At 71.7% G+C, this 15,831-nt stretch carries 16 protein-coding genes; 8 read left to right on the top strand and 8 right to left on the bottom strand.

Going from position 1 to position 15,831, the window contains the following annotated elements:
* Positions 1-32: 32 nt before the first annotated feature.
* Complete coding sequence (locus EDF27_RS11900; protein WP_132048931.1) at positions 33-2,498, bottom strand: MDR family MFS transporter; 2,466 nt, start codon at positions 2,496-2,498, stop codon at positions 33-35.
* A gap of 147 nt (positions 2,499-2,645) precedes the next feature.
* Here EDF27_RS11900 and EDF27_RS11895 point away from each other — a divergent pair, with 147 nt between their 5' ends.
* Positions 2,646-3,407 carry an alpha/beta hydrolase gene (locus EDF27_RS11895; protein ID WP_132048929.1) on the top strand — a complete coding sequence of 254 codons (762 nt, stop codon included), beginning with the start codon at positions 2,646-2,648 and terminating at the stop codon, positions 3,405-3,407.
* Between the two features lie 46 nt (positions 3,408-3,453).
* Positions 3,454-4,731, top strand: coding sequence for a glycoside hydrolase family 125 protein (locus EDF27_RS11890; RefSeq protein WP_132048927.1), 1,278 nt, complete (start codon positions 3,454-3,456; stop codon positions 4,729-4,731).
* A 24-nt stretch (positions 4,732-4,755) separates the two neighbouring features.
* Here the strand turns inward: EDF27_RS11890 and pgm are convergent, their stop codons facing one another.
* Positions 4,756-6,375, bottom strand: coding sequence for a phosphoglucomutase (alpha-D-glucose-1,6-bisphosphate-dependent) (gene pgm, locus EDF27_RS11885; RefSeq protein WP_123703373.1), 1,620 nt, complete (start codon positions 6,373-6,375; stop codon positions 4,756-4,758).
* Between the two features lie 70 nt (positions 6,376-6,445).
* Between pgm and EDF27_RS11880 the strand changes: the two genes are divergently transcribed.
* The 6 genes from EDF27_RS11880 (at position 6,446) to EDF27_RS11855 (ending at position 11,024) form a co-directional block, all read left to right on the top strand.
* Positions 6,446-7,327, top strand: coding sequence for a DUF6177 family protein (locus EDF27_RS11880; RefSeq protein WP_123703371.1), 882 nt, complete (start codon positions 6,446-6,448; stop codon positions 7,325-7,327).
* Positions 7,324-7,713 carry a DUF6507 family protein gene (locus tag EDF27_RS11875; RefSeq protein WP_132048925.1) on the top strand — a complete coding sequence of 130 codons (390 nt, stop codon included), beginning with the start codon at positions 7,324-7,326 and terminating at the stop codon, positions 7,711-7,713. The genes EDF27_RS11880 and EDF27_RS11875 overlap by 4 nt, the downstream gene beginning before the upstream one ends.
* Complete coding sequence (locus EDF27_RS11870) at positions 7,710-9,503, top strand: RNase A-like domain-containing protein (RefSeq protein WP_123654351.1); 1,794 nt, start codon at positions 7,710-7,712, stop codon at positions 9,501-9,503. Before EDF27_RS11875 ends, EDF27_RS11870 begins: the two co-directional genes overlap by 4 nt.
* Complete coding sequence (locus EDF27_RS11865) at positions 9,500-9,823, top strand: contact-dependent growth inhibition system immunity protein (RefSeq protein WP_123654350.1); 324 nt, start codon at positions 9,500-9,502, stop codon at positions 9,821-9,823. The genes EDF27_RS11870 and EDF27_RS11865 overlap by 4 nt, the downstream gene beginning before the upstream one ends.
* 243 nt (positions 9,824-10,066) lie before the next feature.
* The gene (locus EDF27_RS11860; RefSeq protein WP_132048923.1) at positions 10,067-10,390 is read left to right on the top strand and encodes a contact-dependent growth inhibition system immunity protein; all 324 of its coding nucleotides are present in this window, start codon (positions 10,067-10,069) and stop codon (positions 10,388-10,390) included.
* Positions 10,391-10,427: 37 nt separating this feature from the next.
* Complete coding sequence (locus EDF27_RS11855; protein ID WP_132048921.1) at positions 10,428-11,024, top strand: contact-dependent growth inhibition system immunity protein; 597 nt, start codon at positions 10,428-10,430, stop codon at positions 11,022-11,024.
* 98 nt (positions 11,025-11,122) lie between these two features.
* Here the strand turns inward: EDF27_RS11855 and EDF27_RS11850 are convergent, their stop codons facing one another.
* The 6 genes from EDF27_RS11850 to EDF27_RS11825 form a co-directional block, all read right to left on the bottom strand.
* Positions 11,123-11,368 (bottom strand): hypothetical protein, encoded by a 246-nt coding sequence (locus tag EDF27_RS11850; RefSeq protein WP_123654346.1) that lies wholly within the window; start codon positions 11,366-11,368, stop codon positions 11,123-11,125.
* A gap of 130 nt (positions 11,369-11,498) precedes the next feature.
* Positions 11,499-12,167: a class I SAM-dependent methyltransferase gene (locus EDF27_RS11845; protein WP_123654345.1), complete on the bottom strand. Its 669-nt coding sequence runs from the start codon at positions 12,165-12,167 to the stop codon at positions 11,499-11,501.
* Positions 12,164-12,850 (bottom strand): DUF2064 domain-containing protein, encoded by a 687-nt coding sequence (locus EDF27_RS11840; RefSeq protein WP_132048919.1) that lies wholly within the window; start codon positions 12,848-12,850, stop codon positions 12,164-12,166. The genes EDF27_RS11845 and EDF27_RS11840 overlap by 4 nt, the downstream gene beginning before the upstream one ends.
* Entirely contained in the window at positions 12,847-13,608 is a 762-nt protein-coding gene (locus EDF27_RS11835) for a glycosyltransferase family 2 protein (protein WP_243698321.1), read from the bottom strand. The genes EDF27_RS11840 and EDF27_RS11835 overlap by 4 nt, the downstream gene beginning before the upstream one ends.
* Before the next feature lie 166 nt (positions 13,609-13,774).
* The gene (locus EDF27_RS11830; RefSeq protein WP_123654343.1) at positions 13,775-14,845 is read right to left on the bottom strand and encodes an NAD-dependent epimerase/dehydratase family protein; all 1,071 of its coding nucleotides are present in this window, start codon (positions 14,843-14,845) and stop codon (positions 13,775-13,777) included.
* Positions 14,842-15,747, bottom strand: a complete 906-nt coding sequence (locus EDF27_RS11825) for an MTAP family purine nucleoside phosphorylase (protein ID WP_243698320.1) — start codon at positions 15,745-15,747, stop codon at positions 14,842-14,844. The genes EDF27_RS11830 and EDF27_RS11825 overlap by 4 nt, the downstream gene beginning before the upstream one ends.
* Between the last annotated feature and the right edge of the window lie 84 nt (positions 15,748-15,831).

Raw genomic sequence — 15,831 nt, 5'->3', positions numbered from 1 at the left:
GTCGTTCCGCGTCGGTAGCGCGGGAGGCGCGGCTACTCCGCGGAGTGGCGGCCGTGCGGGTGGTCGCCCTCGTCCAGCCGGGAGGCTCCGCTCGGCTCGGCCGCACCGGCTGGGGCAGCGGGGGCGTCCGCCTCCAGGGCGGCGGCGTGTGCGGCGCGCCGGGTCCGGATGGCACCGGTCGACGTCGGGGGCTCGTCGATCGGCGCAGCCGCCGAGTGCGCACCGTGCGTCGGGGCGTCCGGCAGCGGCGCACGGGTGTCACCCGCGACGTCCTCCGGCAGCACGGACACGTCGGGCGTCCCCGTGGACCGGGCCGAGCGGGGCTGCGCCGGCACGTCCGGGGAGGTCGGGACCACGTGCATGGACCCGGTGTCCGGCGACACGAGCGAACCCGACCGTGCTGCGGCGCCCTGCGCGTCGACGGTCAGGCGGTCCCGGTCGTCGTCGTCGTTCCCGCCGGCAGCAGCTGCACGTGCGGTGTCGGCCTGCTCCTGGAGCGCCGAGGTCTTGCGCAGCGGCGGCACCCGGAAGAACCAGGTCAGCACGAAGGCGATCAGGATCACGGCGAGGCCGACGTAGTACACGGTGACGGCCGAGCTGCTGAACCCGACGAGGAACGGGCGGGTGAGGCGCTTGTCGGCACCGTTGAGGAACGACGTGTCGCTCGTCGCGGAGCTCGAGGACGAGCTGGCCGCGGAGTCACCGCTCTTGAGCTGCTTGATGAGCGTCGGCGTCACCTCGTCGACGACGTTCGAACGCTGGGACGCGTTCGAGTAGTCGACCTGGAGCGTGCCGTCGACGACCTCGGCGTTCGCCTTGGACGCCGCGGTCTCGAGTGCCTGCTGCTCGGCCGCCGGCTTCGCGGCCGCGACCTGCTCGGTGATGACGGACTGCGCGGCGGCAGCGGGGACGGTGCCGGCGGCGACCTGCTGCTGCACGGCGGCGGTGACCTGCTTCGTCACGGCGGCGTCGGCCGCCTCCTTCGCCTGGACCGCGCCCTTGTCGAGGCCGTCCTGGACGTTCTTCTTCACCGGGTCGACGATCTTGTCCCAGATCTGGTCCATCACGCCCTTGTTGTCGGCCGCGTTCGCGACCGAGGGGGTGAGTGCGGCGTTCAGCGCGCTGGAGAGGTCGGACTTGTTCTGCATCGCCGTCGTGATGTTCGTCGGCATGAGCGTGAAGAGCACCGAGAGGAGCACCGCGGTGCCCATCGTGCCGCCGATCTGGCGGAAGAAGGTCGCCGCAGAGGTCGCGACGCCGATGTCCCGCGGGGAGACCGAGTTCTGCGCGGCCAGGGTGAGCGTCTGCATGAGCTGCCCGAGGCCGAGGCCGATGCCGAACATGCCGAGCATCAGGAACCACAGCGGCCGGTCGGCGGTCAGGAAGGTCAGGACCGTGAAGCCGATGGCGGTGAACGCCGTGCCGGTGATCGGGAAGACCTGGTAGTTGCCGGTCCTGGCGATGATCTGGCCCGAGGCGATCGAGGAGATCATCAGACCGAGGACCATCGGGAGCATCGCGAACCCGGACTCGGTCGGCGTGACGCCCTTCACGATCTGCAGGTACAGCGGGATCGTCAGCATCGCGCCGAACATCCCGAAGCCGACGAGCACCGACAGGATCGCGGACATCGAGAACACGCGCGACCCGAAGAGCTTCAGCGGCAGGATCGCGTCGTCGCCCATCGCCCGCTCGACGATGACGAATCCGACGAGCCCGAGCGCGCCGATCACGTAGCAGGCGATCGCACCGGGGGAGGACCAGCCCCACGTGCGGCCCTGCTCGGCGATGAGCAGCAGCGGCACCAGGGTGACGATGACGAGCGTCGCACCCCACCAGTCGATGCGGGGCTTCCCGCGGTCGCCGAACTTCGGCAGGTGCAGGAAGGTCAGGACCATGCCGAGGGCGATGATGCCGATCGGGACGTTGATCAGGAAGACCCAGCGCCAGCCGGCGACGAAGAGGATCTGGTCCGCACCGGCGAAGAGCCCGCCGACGAGCGGCCCGATGACGGAGGAGATGCCGAACACGGCGAGGAAGTAGCCCTGGTACTTGGCGCGCTCGCGCGGGGCGAGCATGTCGCCCATGATCGCCAGCGGCAGCGACATCAGACCACCGGCGCCGAGGCCCTGCAGTGCGCGGAACCCGGCGAGCATCAGCATCGAGGTCGAGAACGACGCGGCGAACGACCCGATGATGAAGATGCCGATCGCGGTGAGGAACAGCGGGCGACGGCCGAAGATGTCGGAGAGCTTGCCGTAGATCGGTGTGGTGATCGTCGAGGCGATCAGGTACGCCGTGGTGACCCAGGCCTGCTGGTCGAGGCCGTGCAGGTCGTCACCGATGGTGCGGATCGCGGTGCCGACGATCGTCTGGTCGAGAGCGCCGAGGAACATGCCGGCCATCAGGCCGTAGATCACCAACAGGATCTGTCGGTGGTTCATCACGACGTTGGACGCCGTGGTCGGTCCCGCGGGTGCGGTCGCCGTCTGGGTCATGTGCAGGGTCTCCCGGTGCCGGAGCGCAATGGTGAAGAATTTTGCGCTGTCTGCAAAGTTACATCTGCCGCAAGGCGTTGGTCCGCGCTGGTGCGGCTTCCTGTGTGGATCGGCAGCGATCCGTCGAGGAACAGTAGGGTCGCCGTCATGAGCACGCCCGACGGGATCACGCTACGCCCGACCTCCCGGAGTGGTTCACGTCCAGCGGTGATCGTCCTGCCGGGCGGGGGCTACGAGGAGCACGGGCGGCCGAGCTCGGAGCCGATGGCGGAGTGGTTCGCGAGCATCGGCGTGCACGCCGTCCTGTTCCGCTACCCGCTCCGCACGCCGGCGACCGTCGGGCCGCTGCACCCGGCGCCGATCGACGCGACCCGCGCGGTCTTCACGTGGCTGCGCTCCGGGCAGGCGGCGGAGGACACCGGGCTCCTGATCGACACCGGGCGGATCGGGGTGGTCGGGTCGAGCGCCGGCGGCCACCTCGCCGCGTGCCTGGCGAACGGCATCGACGACCCGACGCTCGACCGGCCCGACTTCTGCGTCCTCAACTACCCCGTCATCACCATGGAGCACCCGACGCGGGAACGACCGGTCGCCGGACTGCTCGGCGACGCCCCGAGCTGGCGGGAGCGTCGCGCGCTCTCGATGGAGACCCGGGTGGATGCCCGGACACCACCGACGTTCGTCTGGACGACCGCGGACGACCGGGTCACGCGGGCGACGAACACCCTCGCGTACGCGGACGCGCTCGTCCGGAACGAGGTGCCCGTCGAGGTGCACGTCTTCCCGCACGGCCGCCACGGCCTGGGCACCGCCGTGCGGGAGCCGCACACGTCCCAGTGGACGCGCCTCTGCGAGAACTGGCTGCACCACCAGCGCGTGCTGACCGACGAGGTGTCCCGAGCCTCCTGACCGGCGCGTGCCCACCACGGGACGACCGGTCGCTACCGTGGGTGCCGTGACGACGACGCACATCGACGACCAGGTCCTGACCACCCTGCGGAGCGCGGCCGACCGCGTCCGGGCGACGCTCGGGACGGACATCGGTGACCGCGTGGAGCGGGCCCTCGGACGGACGCTGCGGGAGACGATCTCACTCGACGACGACGGTGCCTTCGTCATCACCGGCGACATCCCGGCGATGTGGCTCCGCGACTCGACCACGCAGATGACCCCGTACCTGCGGCTGACGGCGGCGAGCCCGGCGCTCGCCGACCTGCTCTGGGCCGTGGTCCGCCGGCAGTTCCGGCTCATCGACCACGACCCGTACGCGAACTCCTTCAACCGGGAGCCGAACGGGGCGCACTACGACCCGGACGACCTGAACGCCGACCCGCTCGTGTGGGAGCAGAAGTACGAGGTGGACAGCCTCGGGTACCCGGTGACGTTCGCCCACGCGCTCTGGCGGTCGACCGGTCGTGTCGACGTCCTCGACGCGACGGCCCACCGGGTGTTCCGGACGATCGTCGACCAGTGGCGGCTCGAGACCGACCACGACCGGTCCGCGTACCGCTTCGTCCGGCCGGGTGCGGTGGCCACCGAGACGCTCGCCCGGGACGGCCGCGGGACACCCGTCGCGGTCACGGGCATGACGTGGAGCGGATTCCGGCCGTCCGACGATGCCTGCACGTACGGGTACAACGTGCCCGCGAACCTGTTCGCCGCCGAGGCACTGCTCGCCGTCGCGTCGATCGCGCGGGAGGTCTGGGACGACGGCGCGCTCGCTGCCGACGCCGACGCCCTGCGGACGACGATCCTCGACGGGGTCGCCCGGCACGGCGTCGTTCCGGGCCCGTCCGGTGCCGACGTCTACGCGTACGAGGTCGACGGGCTCGGCGGTGTGCTGCTCATGGACGACGCGAACACCCCGTCGCTGCTGTCCCTGCCGCTCTCGGCGCCGACGGTGCTCGACCCCGCGGTGTGGACGGTGACGCGGGACTTCGTGCGCTCACCGGCGAACCCGTTCTGGTTCGCCGGCTCGGCCGCCGCGGGCATCGGCAGTCCGCACACCCTGCCGGGTCGGGTGTGGCCGATCGCGCTCGCCGTGGACGGGCTCGTGTCCGGATCGGCGGCACGGCGGCGCGAGGTCCTCGACGTGCTCGTCGCGACGGACGCCGGGACCGGAGACATGCACGAGTCGTTCGACGTCGACGACCCGACGCGCTTCTCCCGCCCGTGGTTCTCGTGGGCGGACGCGATGTTCTGCGAACTGGCGCTGGTGGCGGCGGAGGACTAGCCCCCGCCGCCGGGCGGCACCGCGTCAGGCGCCGAGGGCCGCGTCCACGATCTCCTTCGCCTCGCGCTGCACCTGCTCGAGGTGCTCTTGCGACACGAAGCTCTCCGCGTAGATCTTGTAGACGTCCTCGGTGCCGGACGGACGGGCGGCGAACCAGGCCTTGTCCGTGACGACCTTGACACCGCCGACCGCAGCGTCGTTGCCGGGGGCCTTCGAGAGCTTCGCGATGATCGGGTCGCCCGCCAGGGTCTCCGCGGTGATCGCGTCACCGTCGAGCTTCGACAGCCGGGCCTTCTGCTCCTTCGAGGCCGCCGCGTCCACGCGCTGGTACACCGGGGCGCCGAAGCGCTCGGTCAGCTCGTCGTAGAGCTGCGACGGGGTCTTGCCGGTGACCGCGACGATCTCGGACGCCAGGAGCGCCAGGATGATGCCGTCCTTGTCGGTCGTCCACGCGGTGCCGTCGGTGCGGAGGAACGACGCACCGGCCGACTCTTCGCCGCCGAAGGCCACGGAGCCGTCGATCAGGCCGGGCACGAACCACTTGAAGCCGACCGGGACCTCCCACAGCCGACGGCCGAGGGACTCCGCGACGCGGTCGATGATGCTCGAGGACACCAGGGTCTTGCCGATCGCCGCGTCGTCGCGCCACGCGGGACGGTGGGCGTAGAGGTACTCGATCGCGACGGCGAGGTAGTGGTTCGGGTTCATCAGGCCGCCGTCGGGCGTGACGATGCCGTGCCGGTCGGAGTCCGCGTCGTTGCCGGTGAGGACGTCGTAGTCGTCCTTGTGCGCCAGGACGGAGGCCATCGCGGACGGGCTCGACGGGTCCATCCGGATCTTGCCGTCCCAGTCGAGCGTCATGAACGACCAGGTCGGGTCGACGTCCGGGTTCACGACCGTCAGGTCGAGACCGTAGTGGTCGCGGATGAGGTTCCAGTACGGCAGGGACGCGCCACCGAGCGGGTCGGCGCCGATCTTCACGCCGGCCTGCTTGATCGCGGCGATGTCGATGATGTTCTCGAGGTCCGCGACGTAGGTGTGCAGGAAGTCGTAGCGGTCCGGGGTGGCGTGCTCGGTGCGCTTGACCTCGGCGTTGCCGCCCTCGATGATCGCGTTCGCCCGGTTCGCGATCCACGACGTCGCGTCGCTGTCGGCGGGGCCACCGTGGGGCGGGTTGTACTTGAAGCCGCCGTCGCGCGGCGGGTTGTGGCTCGGCGTGATCACGATGCCGTCCGCGGTGTCCGGGTTGCCGGCGCGGTTGTAGCGGATGATCGCGTGGCTGAGCGCCGGGGTGGGGACGTAGCCGTTGTCGCTGTCGGCGAGGACGTGCACGTCGTTGGCGGCCAGCACCTCGAGCGCGGTGCGCTCGGCGGGGCCGGACAGTGCGTGCGTGTCGCGGCCGATGAACAGCGGGCCGTCGGTGCCCTGCGACTGGCGGTACTCCACGATCGCCTGCGTGATGGCGGCGATGTGCGTGTCGTTGAAGGCGGAGTCCAGCGAGGACCCGCGGTGCCCGGACGTGCCGAACACCACCTTCTGCTCCGGGACGGAGACGTCCGGGACCCGCTCGTAGTACGCGGCGATGAGGGCGTCGAGGTCGACGAGGTCGTCTGCGGTCGCTGGTGTTCCGGCGCGGTCGTTCATGCCCCCATCCTGGCACCAGCACCTCCGGGGCGTTCGAGGGTGACCGCCCGTGCGTACGCTGGGTCGGGCGATGGGTGGCATCGCGGTCGGGGGGATCATGGGGCAGGTCGTGCGCGCGGACGCCGCGCTGTTCGGGCGGGTCGCCCGAGAGCGGACGCGTGTCGTCGAGACGGCGCCCGGCGCGGTGCTGTCCTGGGCGGCGCTGCACCTGCTCGCCGAGCACGGGTACCGCTGGCGGCCGTCCGGGGAACCGGGACGACCGGACGCACCGGTCGGGGACCTGTTGCACGTGGACTTGACGATCGAGCACGCGCCGTCGGGGCGCCTGGTGCTCGGCGCGACAACCGCCCGGTTCCTGGAGGCGTTCGGTCGCACCGTCACGTTCGCCCCGCACGAGTCCGCCGAGCCGTGGTCGCCTGCGGAGCTGACGGCGCACGCGGAGCGGCGCTCACCGGCACCCACCACCGTCGTCGTCGGCAGTGCCGACGGCACCGTCGGCGGTCTCCTCGTCGTCGAACGCGGACCGCAGACGGTCTTCGAGACCCTCCGCGTCGTGGTGGCGACCGATGACCGACGCTCGGTGCGGCACGGACTGGAGGCGGGCCTCCAGTCCGTCAGTCTCGGTCGCCATCCGCAGTCCGGACTGTTCTCCACCAGCCGCGGACGGCTCGACGGGGTCACCGACCCCGTCCTCCGCGGACCGACGACCCCGCTCGCGGTCTTCGCCGGCGCCCGCGCCGTGCGGGCTCGCGGCCTGGCGGGGCGAGCGGAGGACCTCGGCGGGCGACCCGTCGGCTCGCCCCGGACGCCGGGCCTCGTGTTCTGGTTCGCCGGCGACGAGCCGGATCGGTGGCGGGCCGCAGCGGAACTGGCACGCGGCGTCCGTGGGAGCGGGTTGCACCGGACCCCGTCCGCACGGGACGATGGCATCCGAACGGGGGAGGTTCGATGACTTCGGGGAGCTGGAAGATCGACCCGGCCGGGGTGCGGTCGGTGCTCGACGGCATGCAGACGTCGCTCGACGGCACGGCGGCCGCGCTGCAGTCCGTGCAGACGGGGGTCACCGACGCGTCCGGCGGTGCCGGTGCGGTCGTGAACGAAGCGCTCGGGGCCTTCGTCGACCAGGTCAGCGACGACGTGGACCAGGTCACGTTCCGGCTCATCGGCGGAGTCCAGGGCGTCCACGGCGCGGTCGACGCCTACGTCCGCGGCGACCTCGAGATGGCGGCGGCATCCCAGCGCGCCGGCATCACGGCGCACGAGACCCACGACGTCTCCCTGTTCGTCCGGACCGCCGGGGCGGACGGCGCGACGGCCGTTCCCGGAGCCGGCCGGTGAGCGGCGTCGCGATCGGTGACCACGGCCTCGTCGACCCCGACGGCATCCCCGGATCGGAACTCGACCTGGCGACCGTGTCGGCCGCCGCGACGACGATCTCGGGCGGCGGTGAGTCGATGCGCACCGTCGCCGACGACATCCCGACGAAGTGGAAGGCGCTCGCCGGCGTCTACGAGGCACCCGAGTCGGGGCAGGCCCTCGCGCTGATGGACCCCGTCGCCGACGACACCCACGCGATCGGCAAGGCAGCACGCGGCGTCGCGAAGGCGCTCGACACCTACGCCTCCAGCGCTGCCGGGCCGAAGCAGCAGCTCGACGACCTGCGCGTCGAAGCGGCGGCGTTCGTCGCGCGGGTGCAGCACGGCGTCCCGAAGGCGACGTCGCCCTACTCGACCACGACCGCGCCGCAGGTGGACGGCTCGTGGAACGCGTACGGTGCGACCCGGACCGACGCGCCCCCGGAGAAGACCACCGTGCCCTGGTACGAGGACATCGTCACCCGGAACGAGAACGACGACATCATCCGGCGGATCAACGCGCAGGTCGCGCTCCTCGAGCAGGCCCAGGCGGACTGCGCGACCGCGATCAAGACGGCATCGGGAGCGAGCCTCGAGGGCGCCTACGTCGCTCCGTCGGAGAACGACCTCAACACCCGCGGCGTCGACCTGCCGTGGAGCACACCCGGCACGGCAGACGGCAAGACCTGCGGTGAACAGTTCTCCGAAGGCGCGACGGACGAGCTGCTGCAGTCGCTCGAGAGCGGCATCCACATGCTCGGCTTCGACAACCAGGGAGCCTGGTCGACCGACACCCTCGGCTCGACGTGGGGCGGCTTCGCCGACGGTGCGGCCACACTCGGGCTGTTCCTCTCGCCCTACGCGTGGGTCGACGCCGCGCTCGACCCGAAGGGCGACGCGGCGAAGGCGCACGACGCCGCCGGGCAGGCGCTCGGCGACTGGTGGACCGAGGCGCAGGAACACCCGGGCGCGGCTGCGGGAGCTGCCGCGATGGGGCTCGGGCTCGGTCTGGGCGGGCCCGGCGGCCTCGCGAAGGACACCGCGAAGGCGACGGAGCTGGCGGAGGGGCTGTCGAAGCTCGGGCTGCACGGGCTGAGCCGGGACGTCCGGTCCTGGGTGGAGCACGGTGCGTCGAAGGAGAGCGTCGACGCGCTGCACGACCTGGTCGACCGGACCTACCGCGACTACACCGGGAGCGACGACTTCACGCCGGGGATCGGGAAGGGTGACGGCTCCTTCGACCAGATGCTGCGCGGCGAGATGGCGCAGTTCGCGGACGAGCACCCGGACCTGCTGCGGCCGCATGACGAGGCCTCGCTGCCGCACGGCATCGAGTCACAGCCGTTCACCGACGGGGGCGGGTTGGCTGCCGCGGAGGCGGCGGGCGGCCACACCCTCGAGCGGCACGTCCGGCCGGACCTGCACGGGCAGGAGCTCGACGACTGGATCCGCTCGCGGAACGGCGGCAAGAGCGCGAACAGCGTGTTCACCGTGCAGACGTCCGAGGTCGACAAACTGGTCGCGAACACGCTTGACTTCAACCACGAAGCGGTCCAGGAATGGATCCACGCCAATCAGGTCGCCGACAAACCGACACGGACCGAGGGCTTTGACTGGCCTTCGGACCGGGTAGTCGGTCGGGGCTATGCCCCGGGACGCACGCCCCCCATGCACGACGACACGGTGGTCCGCGTCGTGCTGCGGTGGGACCCGACTGCGGAACCGCCCTACCGAGTGATCACGACCTACCCGAAGGCGACGTTGGACCAGTGAACGACTCAGAACGGCGCGCGGTCGTCGCCGAGATCCCGCACCTGCGCAACTTGCTCGGGGCAGTGTTCAACTACGATTGGGACCTCGACTTCGAGGATGCTGAAGCCGCTTACGCATCCGTTCTCGACGATCTCGATCCCGAAGCGCGCGCCGTGTACCTGCGTGAGGCGCAGGTCCTCGAGCGGGAGCTGACGACCGAAGCTGAGGTACAGGCCTTCCTGAACTTCGTCGGGTCTGGGCTCGCTCCGAGTGTGCATCTCGGCGTGCCTCTCGCCGAGTGGCCGAGTTCCCTGACCCGCAGGATCGGTGAGTCGACGTGAGCAACGATGAACTCCCTCTCCGAGGGATCCGCTCGCGGAAGGACGGGCAGACACCGAAGGGCGTCTACACGCTGCCCGTGGAGCACAGGGTCGCGGAGCTCGACGCGGAGTTGGCAGCGATTGCGAGCCGGAGGGAGTGCCACCGATGCGTAACACGACCTTGGTCCGGGCCGTCCTTCGTTACGATCCGTCCCGCAATCCGCCGTACTTCGTCCTCACCGCCTACCCGAGAGTTGCGCCTGCATGAGGGGAATCGAGAAGTACCGTGCGCTCGTCGAGCGTTCGCCCAGCGTCCGCAACTTGCTGGCGGCGGAGTTCAACCAAGACTGGGATCTCGACCATCCCGACGTGGAATCGGTGTACGCATCGACCATCGACCAGCTTGAGGGTCGCGAAGGCGACGTGTACTTGGAAGAGGCGAAGCTCCTCCAGCAAGAGCTCGGTGAGGACGATTCCGTCAAGAGATACATGCGGTACGTCGGAACGGGGCTGTCGCCGATGTTGGACCTCGGGATGACGCCGAAGCAGTGGTTGGACGCGCTCGTTGCGCGTCTGGAGCGCGGATGATCGACGTCCCACGACCAGCACGAAAGAGGAGTACGTGATGCCCCATGCCGTCAGGACCGGGACCTCGGTGTTCACCGGCGGGACCGACGACGCGAACCGGATCGTCGCACACGCCCTGGACGCCAACCACCTGCGGATCCGTACCTGGGTCGCCGATGACTGCCCGAAGCCGCTCCGCGTCTACGCGGTCCCCGGCGGTGTGACCGGGCGCGGCATGCCGTTCGGCGAGGTCCAGGACCTGGACGCCGTCCGGGTGGTGCTCACCGCGGCACCGGACCGTCCCGCCGGGTACACGGTGCTGACGGCCTACCCCGCGGTCGCGAGCATCACCGCGACGAACTTCGACGCCTTCGACGACTTCGTCGGCGCCTACTTCCACCAGGACTGGGCCGACGCACCCTACGGGGCTGCCGATGCCCTGGAGCACTACCTGGCGATCAGCTCCGACGACGACCAGCGTGCGCTGCTCGGGGACGTCCGTGACCTGGACGAGGTCCTGCCCGACGCGGCGGCACTGGGCGGGCGACTCGTTGAGCTCGACTGCAACTACGTGCCGGCCGAGGAAGGTCTCGACGATCGCGAGTGGCTCCGTCAGATCGCGCAGCGCCTCGAGGCTGCGGTCGCCGGGGCCTGAGGACCAGGACCCGGAACGAGCGAACGGCCGCCCGGCCCGGGTCGAAGGGGGGAGGACCCGGGGTGGACGGCCGTTCGCGGTCGGTCGCCGCGAAGCGCTCAGGCGGTGCGGAACGATCCCGTCGCGGTGCGGAACGAGCCGGTGACCGTGCGGTTCGACGCGGTGACGGTGCCCGGTCGCGCGGACTGGGTGTCCACGAAACGGCCGAGGCGTCCGGTGACCGGGACGCCCGTGTAGGTGCCGACCGAGCGGTCGGAGCGGGAGCCGGTGTAGGTGCCGTGCTCGTCACGTCCGCCGAGTCCGGACACGAAGGCGCCGCCGAACGGGAAGGTGCTGTTCGTCATGGTGGTCTCCTCGATGTGGTGGCAGCGTCGAGGGAACGCCGAGTCGGCGGCCCTGACGCCGTCGGCTAGAGACACCAACGGTACCCGGTTGTCTTGAGCAATGCAAAACAACCGGTTGCATCGGCGCGGCTCAGGCGATGAGCTCGCAGAAGCTCCGACCCGCGACGGTCCAGCTCGAGCGTGCGACGAGGCCCGCACGGGCGGCGTGCCCGTGCAGTGCGTCGAGGCCGACCTCCGCCCAGGGGAACTCGGCGCTCTCGTGGCCGTCGGTGTCGATCACCCTCGCCCGGTACGTACGGTCGGCCGTGCGGTCGACGTGCGTCTCCACGACGACGCGGCCGCCGACGCGGACGATGTCCCGGCAGCGCTCGAGCAGGGCGGTGGGGTCGCCGCCGATGCCGATGTTGCCGTCGAGGACGAGCGCGGTGTCCCAGCGCCCTTCTTCCGGGACGGAGTCGAACACGGAGCCCTGGACGGCACGGCCGCCGGCGCGCCGTGCGATCGCGACGGCATCGGCGGAGACGTCGACGCCGAGCGCCGGGATGCCGAGCGTGCGGGCGGCGACGAGCATCCGCCCGGGACCGCACCCGATGTCGATCACGGGGCCGTCGACGTCGTCGAGCAGGGAACGGTCGACGCGGTCCGCGGCGGCGCTCCAGCGTCCGACGTCGAGCGTGACCTCGGCGTCCGGGCGGTCCGGGTCGGTCAGGCGGAGGCGACCGTCGGAGCGGAGTGCTCGTGCGTACGGCTCGTCGCCGCCGGTGCCGAACGTGACCGGGGCCTGGGTGATGTCGCTCATCGGGTGCCTCCTGATGTGAGGGGGGTCGTCGCCGTGGTGAGGGGCGACGTCAGTGATGCGGCGAGTGCCGCGGCGAACGTGGAGTCGGGGACGAGCTCGGCGACGCGTCGGGCGTCGGGCACGGTGTCCACGTCGAGCAGGGTGGCGAGGGTGCCGACGTCGAGTCCGGCGTCCACCAGCCGTGCGCGCTGCACGGCGCCGGTGTCGTCCCGGGACATCGGGACGCCACGCAGGTGGGCGCCGTCCGGCTCGCGGAGGTACAGGGCCCAGAAGCCGCCGTCCTCGGCCGGGCCGAACCAGGCGTCGCGCTCGGGGTCGTGCAGCACGGGCGCGAGGTCGTCGGCGGAGAGCTGTGGGGTGTCCATGCCGACCAGGAGCGTCGGACCGGTCATCGCGTCGAAGAGGTGGCCGAGGCGCTCGTCGAGTCCGCCGCCGGGCTGGTGCAGGACGTCGAAGCCGGCCGCGGCGTCCGGGACGACCGAGCCGTCGAAGAAGAGCACCCGGCGGGCGACCGGGAGCGCGGCGACGGTGCGGAGGGTGTCGTCGAGGCTGCCGGCAGCGACACGCGCTGCGTCCTCGGGGGTCATCGCCGGGGTCAGGCGGGTCTTCACCTTGCCGGGCAGGCACTCCTTCGCGATGACGACGACGGTCAGCGGCGCGACGGTGGTCTCAGGGGTGTTCATGCGTTCGTCCCCTCGGCAACGGGGGCCGGCGCGACGACACGGGTGCGTCCGTCGCGCCGGTACTTGCGGAGCAGCCGGGACATGTCCCGCACCGCGTTGATCGTGCCGCGGAGCGTGCCCGTGACCTTGCTGTCGCCGATGCGCTGCTCGTAGCCGATGTCGGACTCGTCGACGCGCCAGCCGGCGGCGTGGGCGGCGAGGACCATCTCGAGCGGGTAGCCACTGCGGCGGTCCTGCAGGTCGAGGGCCACGAGGTCGGCGCGGCGCATCACGCGCATCGGGCCGAGGTCGCGGAGCCGGTACCCGGTCGCGCGGCGCATCAGGACCGCCAGGACCCGGTTCGCGAAGCGCGCGTGCGGTGCCCAGGCGGCGGGGGTGGTGGGGACGCGGCGGCCGAGCGCCAGGTCGACGCGGCCGGTCGCGACACGGGCGACGAGCGGCGGGAGCTCGGCGGGGTCCATGGACGCGTCGGCGTCGCAGAACGCGACGTACTCCGCCGTCGCTGCGGCCACGCCGGCGGCACAGGCCGATCCGAAGCCGCGTCGGGTCTCGGTGACGACGAGCGCGCCGTGCGCACGGGCGACCTCGGCGGAGCCGTCGGTCGAGCCGTTGTCGACGACGATCGCGCGGTAGCCGGAGGGCAGGCGGCCGATCACCTTGGGCAGGGCGTCCGCCTCGTCCAGGCACGGCAGGATCACGTCGACGTTCATGTCGACCATTCGGTGCGGTCGGCCGTTTCGACGGGAGCTGGTTGCCATGCACACCAGGCAACCGGAGTGTCGCCGCTGACGCACAGGATGCTCGTACCCCGTGTCCGGTCCGCGCACAGCAAGCGTCCGGTGGTGGGCAGGGGACCACCGGACGGGAGGCACGGTGCGGGCTGGCACCGTGCCTCCCGTCCGGTGGGTGGTGGCGACCAGGTCGTCAGCGGACGGCCGCGCGCAACGGCGCGTCCGCGAACTCGCGCATGCCCCGTTCGAAGTCGACCTCGGCGCGCCAGCCCAGCTCGTCCGCGATCCGCGCGGACGAGGCGGTGACGTGCCGGACGTCGCCGAGACGGTACTCGCCGGTGACGACCGGCTCCAGGCCGGCCGTGCCCGCGATCGCGGCGGCCATGTCGCCGATGGTGTGCACGGTGCCCGACCCGACGTTGTACGCCCGGAAGGAGTCGTCGGGCAGTGCGTCCGTCGCGGCGATCGACGCGAGGTTGGCGCCGGCGACGTCGTCCACGTGCACGAAGTCCCGTCGCTGCGCGCCGTCCTCGAAGACCCGGGGTGCCTCGCCGCGGGCGATCGCGGAGCGGAACAGGGATGCGACGCCGGCGTAGGGCGTGTTGGCGGGCATGCCGGGGCCGTAGACGTTGTGGTACCGGAGCGCGACGGCACGGCCACCGGTCGCCCGGGCCCACGACGAGGCGAGCTGCTCCTGCGCGACCTTCGTCTGCGCGTAGACGTTCCGGGGGTCGAGGGCGGCGGACTCGTCGATCAGGCCGGGGACCAACGGCTGCCCGTCGGGACCGATCGGGTCGAAGCGGCCGGCGTCGAGGTCCTCGCGGCGGCGGGCGGGCGGCCGCACCGGCTCGCCGGTCGATGTCGTGTACGCCCCCTCGCCGTAGACGACCATCGAGCTCGCGACGACCAGGCGGCCGATCCCGAGCCGGTCCATGCCGGCCAGGACGTACGCGGTGCCGGCGTCGTTGCTGGAGACGTAGTCGGGGGCGTCCTGGAAGTCCACGCCGAGGCCGACCTTTGCGGCCTGGTGGCAGACCACGTCGATGCCGTCGAGTGCGGCGTCGAGGGCCACGCGCTCGCGGACGTCGCCGTGCACGAACGCGATGCCCCGCGCTTCGTGGTCCGCGATGACGGCCTGCGGGTCGCCGTGCACGTCGGCGCGGAGGGAGTCGAGGACGCGGACCTCGTGGCCGTCGGCGATCGCGCGACGGACGATCGCGGAGCCGATGAACCCGGCGCCGCCGGTGACGAGGAGGCGGCTCATGCCGAGGCGCCCGTCACGCGCTCGCCCGCTGCGCGCTCGCTCGCTGCGCGGTCGCTCGCGGCGCGCTCGCTCGCTGCGGCCGGGACGAGCTCGCGCGGGGTGAAGTCGTCGGGGATCGCGCCGACGATCGAGCCGATGGCGCCGACGATCACCTCGTTCGCGCGGGCCAGGCGTTCCATCACGAGTGCGTGGGTGACCGGGGTCTCGGCGGCGGCTTCCGCTTCGTCCTCGGTGGGGGCGAGCCCCGCGTCGGCGTCCGTCACGAACGACAGGTTCACGGTGCCGATCCCGAGCTCGGCGGCGAGCGGGACCTCCGGCGTCATCGTCATGTTGATCGTGTGCCCGCCGGCCTCGCGCATCCACACCGACTCGGCGCGGGTGGAGAAGCGCGGCCCCTGGATGACGACGCACGTGCCGGTCGGGCGGAACGGGACGTCCAGCGCACCGACGGCCTCGATCGCGACGCGGCGGAGCACCGGGTCGAACGGGTCCGCGAAGGACAGATGCTGGACGGCGTCCTCGAAGAAGGTGTCGGCGCGGCCCCACGTCCGGTCGATGAGCTGGTCGGTCACCACGAAGGTGCCAGGGGCGTAGTCCGGGTGCAGGCCACCGACGGCGCTCGAGGACACGATCGCGCGGACCCCGAGCGAGCGGAGCGCCCACAGGTTCGCGCGGTGGTTGATCCGGTGCGGGGCGACCGAGTGCTCGCGGCCGTGCCGGGTGAGGAACGCGACGCGCTTGCCGGCCATCGTCCCGACGGTGATCGGGGACGAGGTCGACCCGAACGGTGTCGGCACGTCGAGCTCGTCGGCGGTGCCGGGCGCGAAGAGCTCGTAGAGGCCGGAGCCGCCGATCACGCCGATGGTCGCAGTCGGGTTGGTGGCGGGCAGGTCGTTCTCCACAGGTCCTCCGGATCGTCTGGGCGCGTCGTGCGCGCTCGTTACGCTACTGACACGGGCCGCCTCGGGGGCCGCGCGTCGAGTCAT

It is taken from the genome of Curtobacterium sp. PhB136 (assembly GCF_004346855.1).
Lineage (GTDB): Bacteria > Actinomycetota > Actinomycetes > Actinomycetales > Microbacteriaceae > Curtobacterium.
This window is presented reverse-complemented; position numbering and strand designations above follow the sequence as displayed.

Excerpts from the sequence above, each read along its gene's own strand:
- EDF27_RS11840 (WP_132048919.1), bottom strand. The coding sequence starts at position 12,850 with ATGAACACCCCTGAGACCACCGTCGCGCCGCTGACCGTCGTCGTCATC.
- EDF27_RS11875 (WP_132048925.1), top strand. The coding sequence starts at position 7,324 with ATGACTTCGGGGAGCTGGAAGATCGACCCGGCCGGGGTGCGGTCGGTG.
- EDF27_RS11835 (WP_243698321.1), bottom strand. The coding sequence starts at position 13,608 with ATGGCAACCAGCTCCCGTCGAAACGGCCGACCGCACCGAATGGTCGAC.
- EDF27_RS11855 (WP_132048921.1), top strand. The coding sequence starts at position 10,428 with ATGCCCCATGCCGTCAGGACCGGGACCTCGGTGTTCACCGGCGGGACC.
- EDF27_RS11830 (WP_123654343.1), bottom strand. The coding sequence starts at position 14,845 with ATGAGCCGCCTCCTCGTCACCGGCGGCGCCGGGTTCATCGGCTCCGCG.
- EDF27_RS11900 (WP_132048931.1), bottom strand. The coding sequence starts at position 2,498 with ATGACCCAGACGGCGACCGCACCCGCGGGACCGACCACGGCGTCCAAC.
- EDF27_RS11845 (WP_123654345.1), bottom strand. The coding sequence starts at position 12,167 with ATGAGCGACATCACCCAGGCCCCGGTCACGTTCGGCACCGGCGGCGAC.
- pgm (WP_123703373.1), bottom strand. The coding sequence starts at position 6,375 with ATGAACGACCGCGCCGGAACACCAGCGACCGCAGACGACCTCGTCGAC.
- EDF27_RS11860 (WP_132048923.1), top strand. The coding sequence starts at position 10,067 with ATGAGGGGAATCGAGAAGTACCGTGCGCTCGTCGAGCGTTCGCCCAGC.
- EDF27_RS11850 (WP_123654346.1), bottom strand. The coding sequence starts at position 11,368 with ATGACGAACAGCACCTTCCCGTTCGGCGGCGCCTTCGTGTCCGGACTC.
- EDF27_RS11895 (WP_132048929.1), top strand. The coding sequence starts at position 2,646 with ATGAGCACGCCCGACGGGATCACGCTACGCCCGACCTCCCGGAGTGGT.
- EDF27_RS11880 (WP_123703371.1), top strand. The coding sequence starts at position 6,446 with ATGGGTGGCATCGCGGTCGGGGGGATCATGGGGCAGGTCGTGCGCGCG.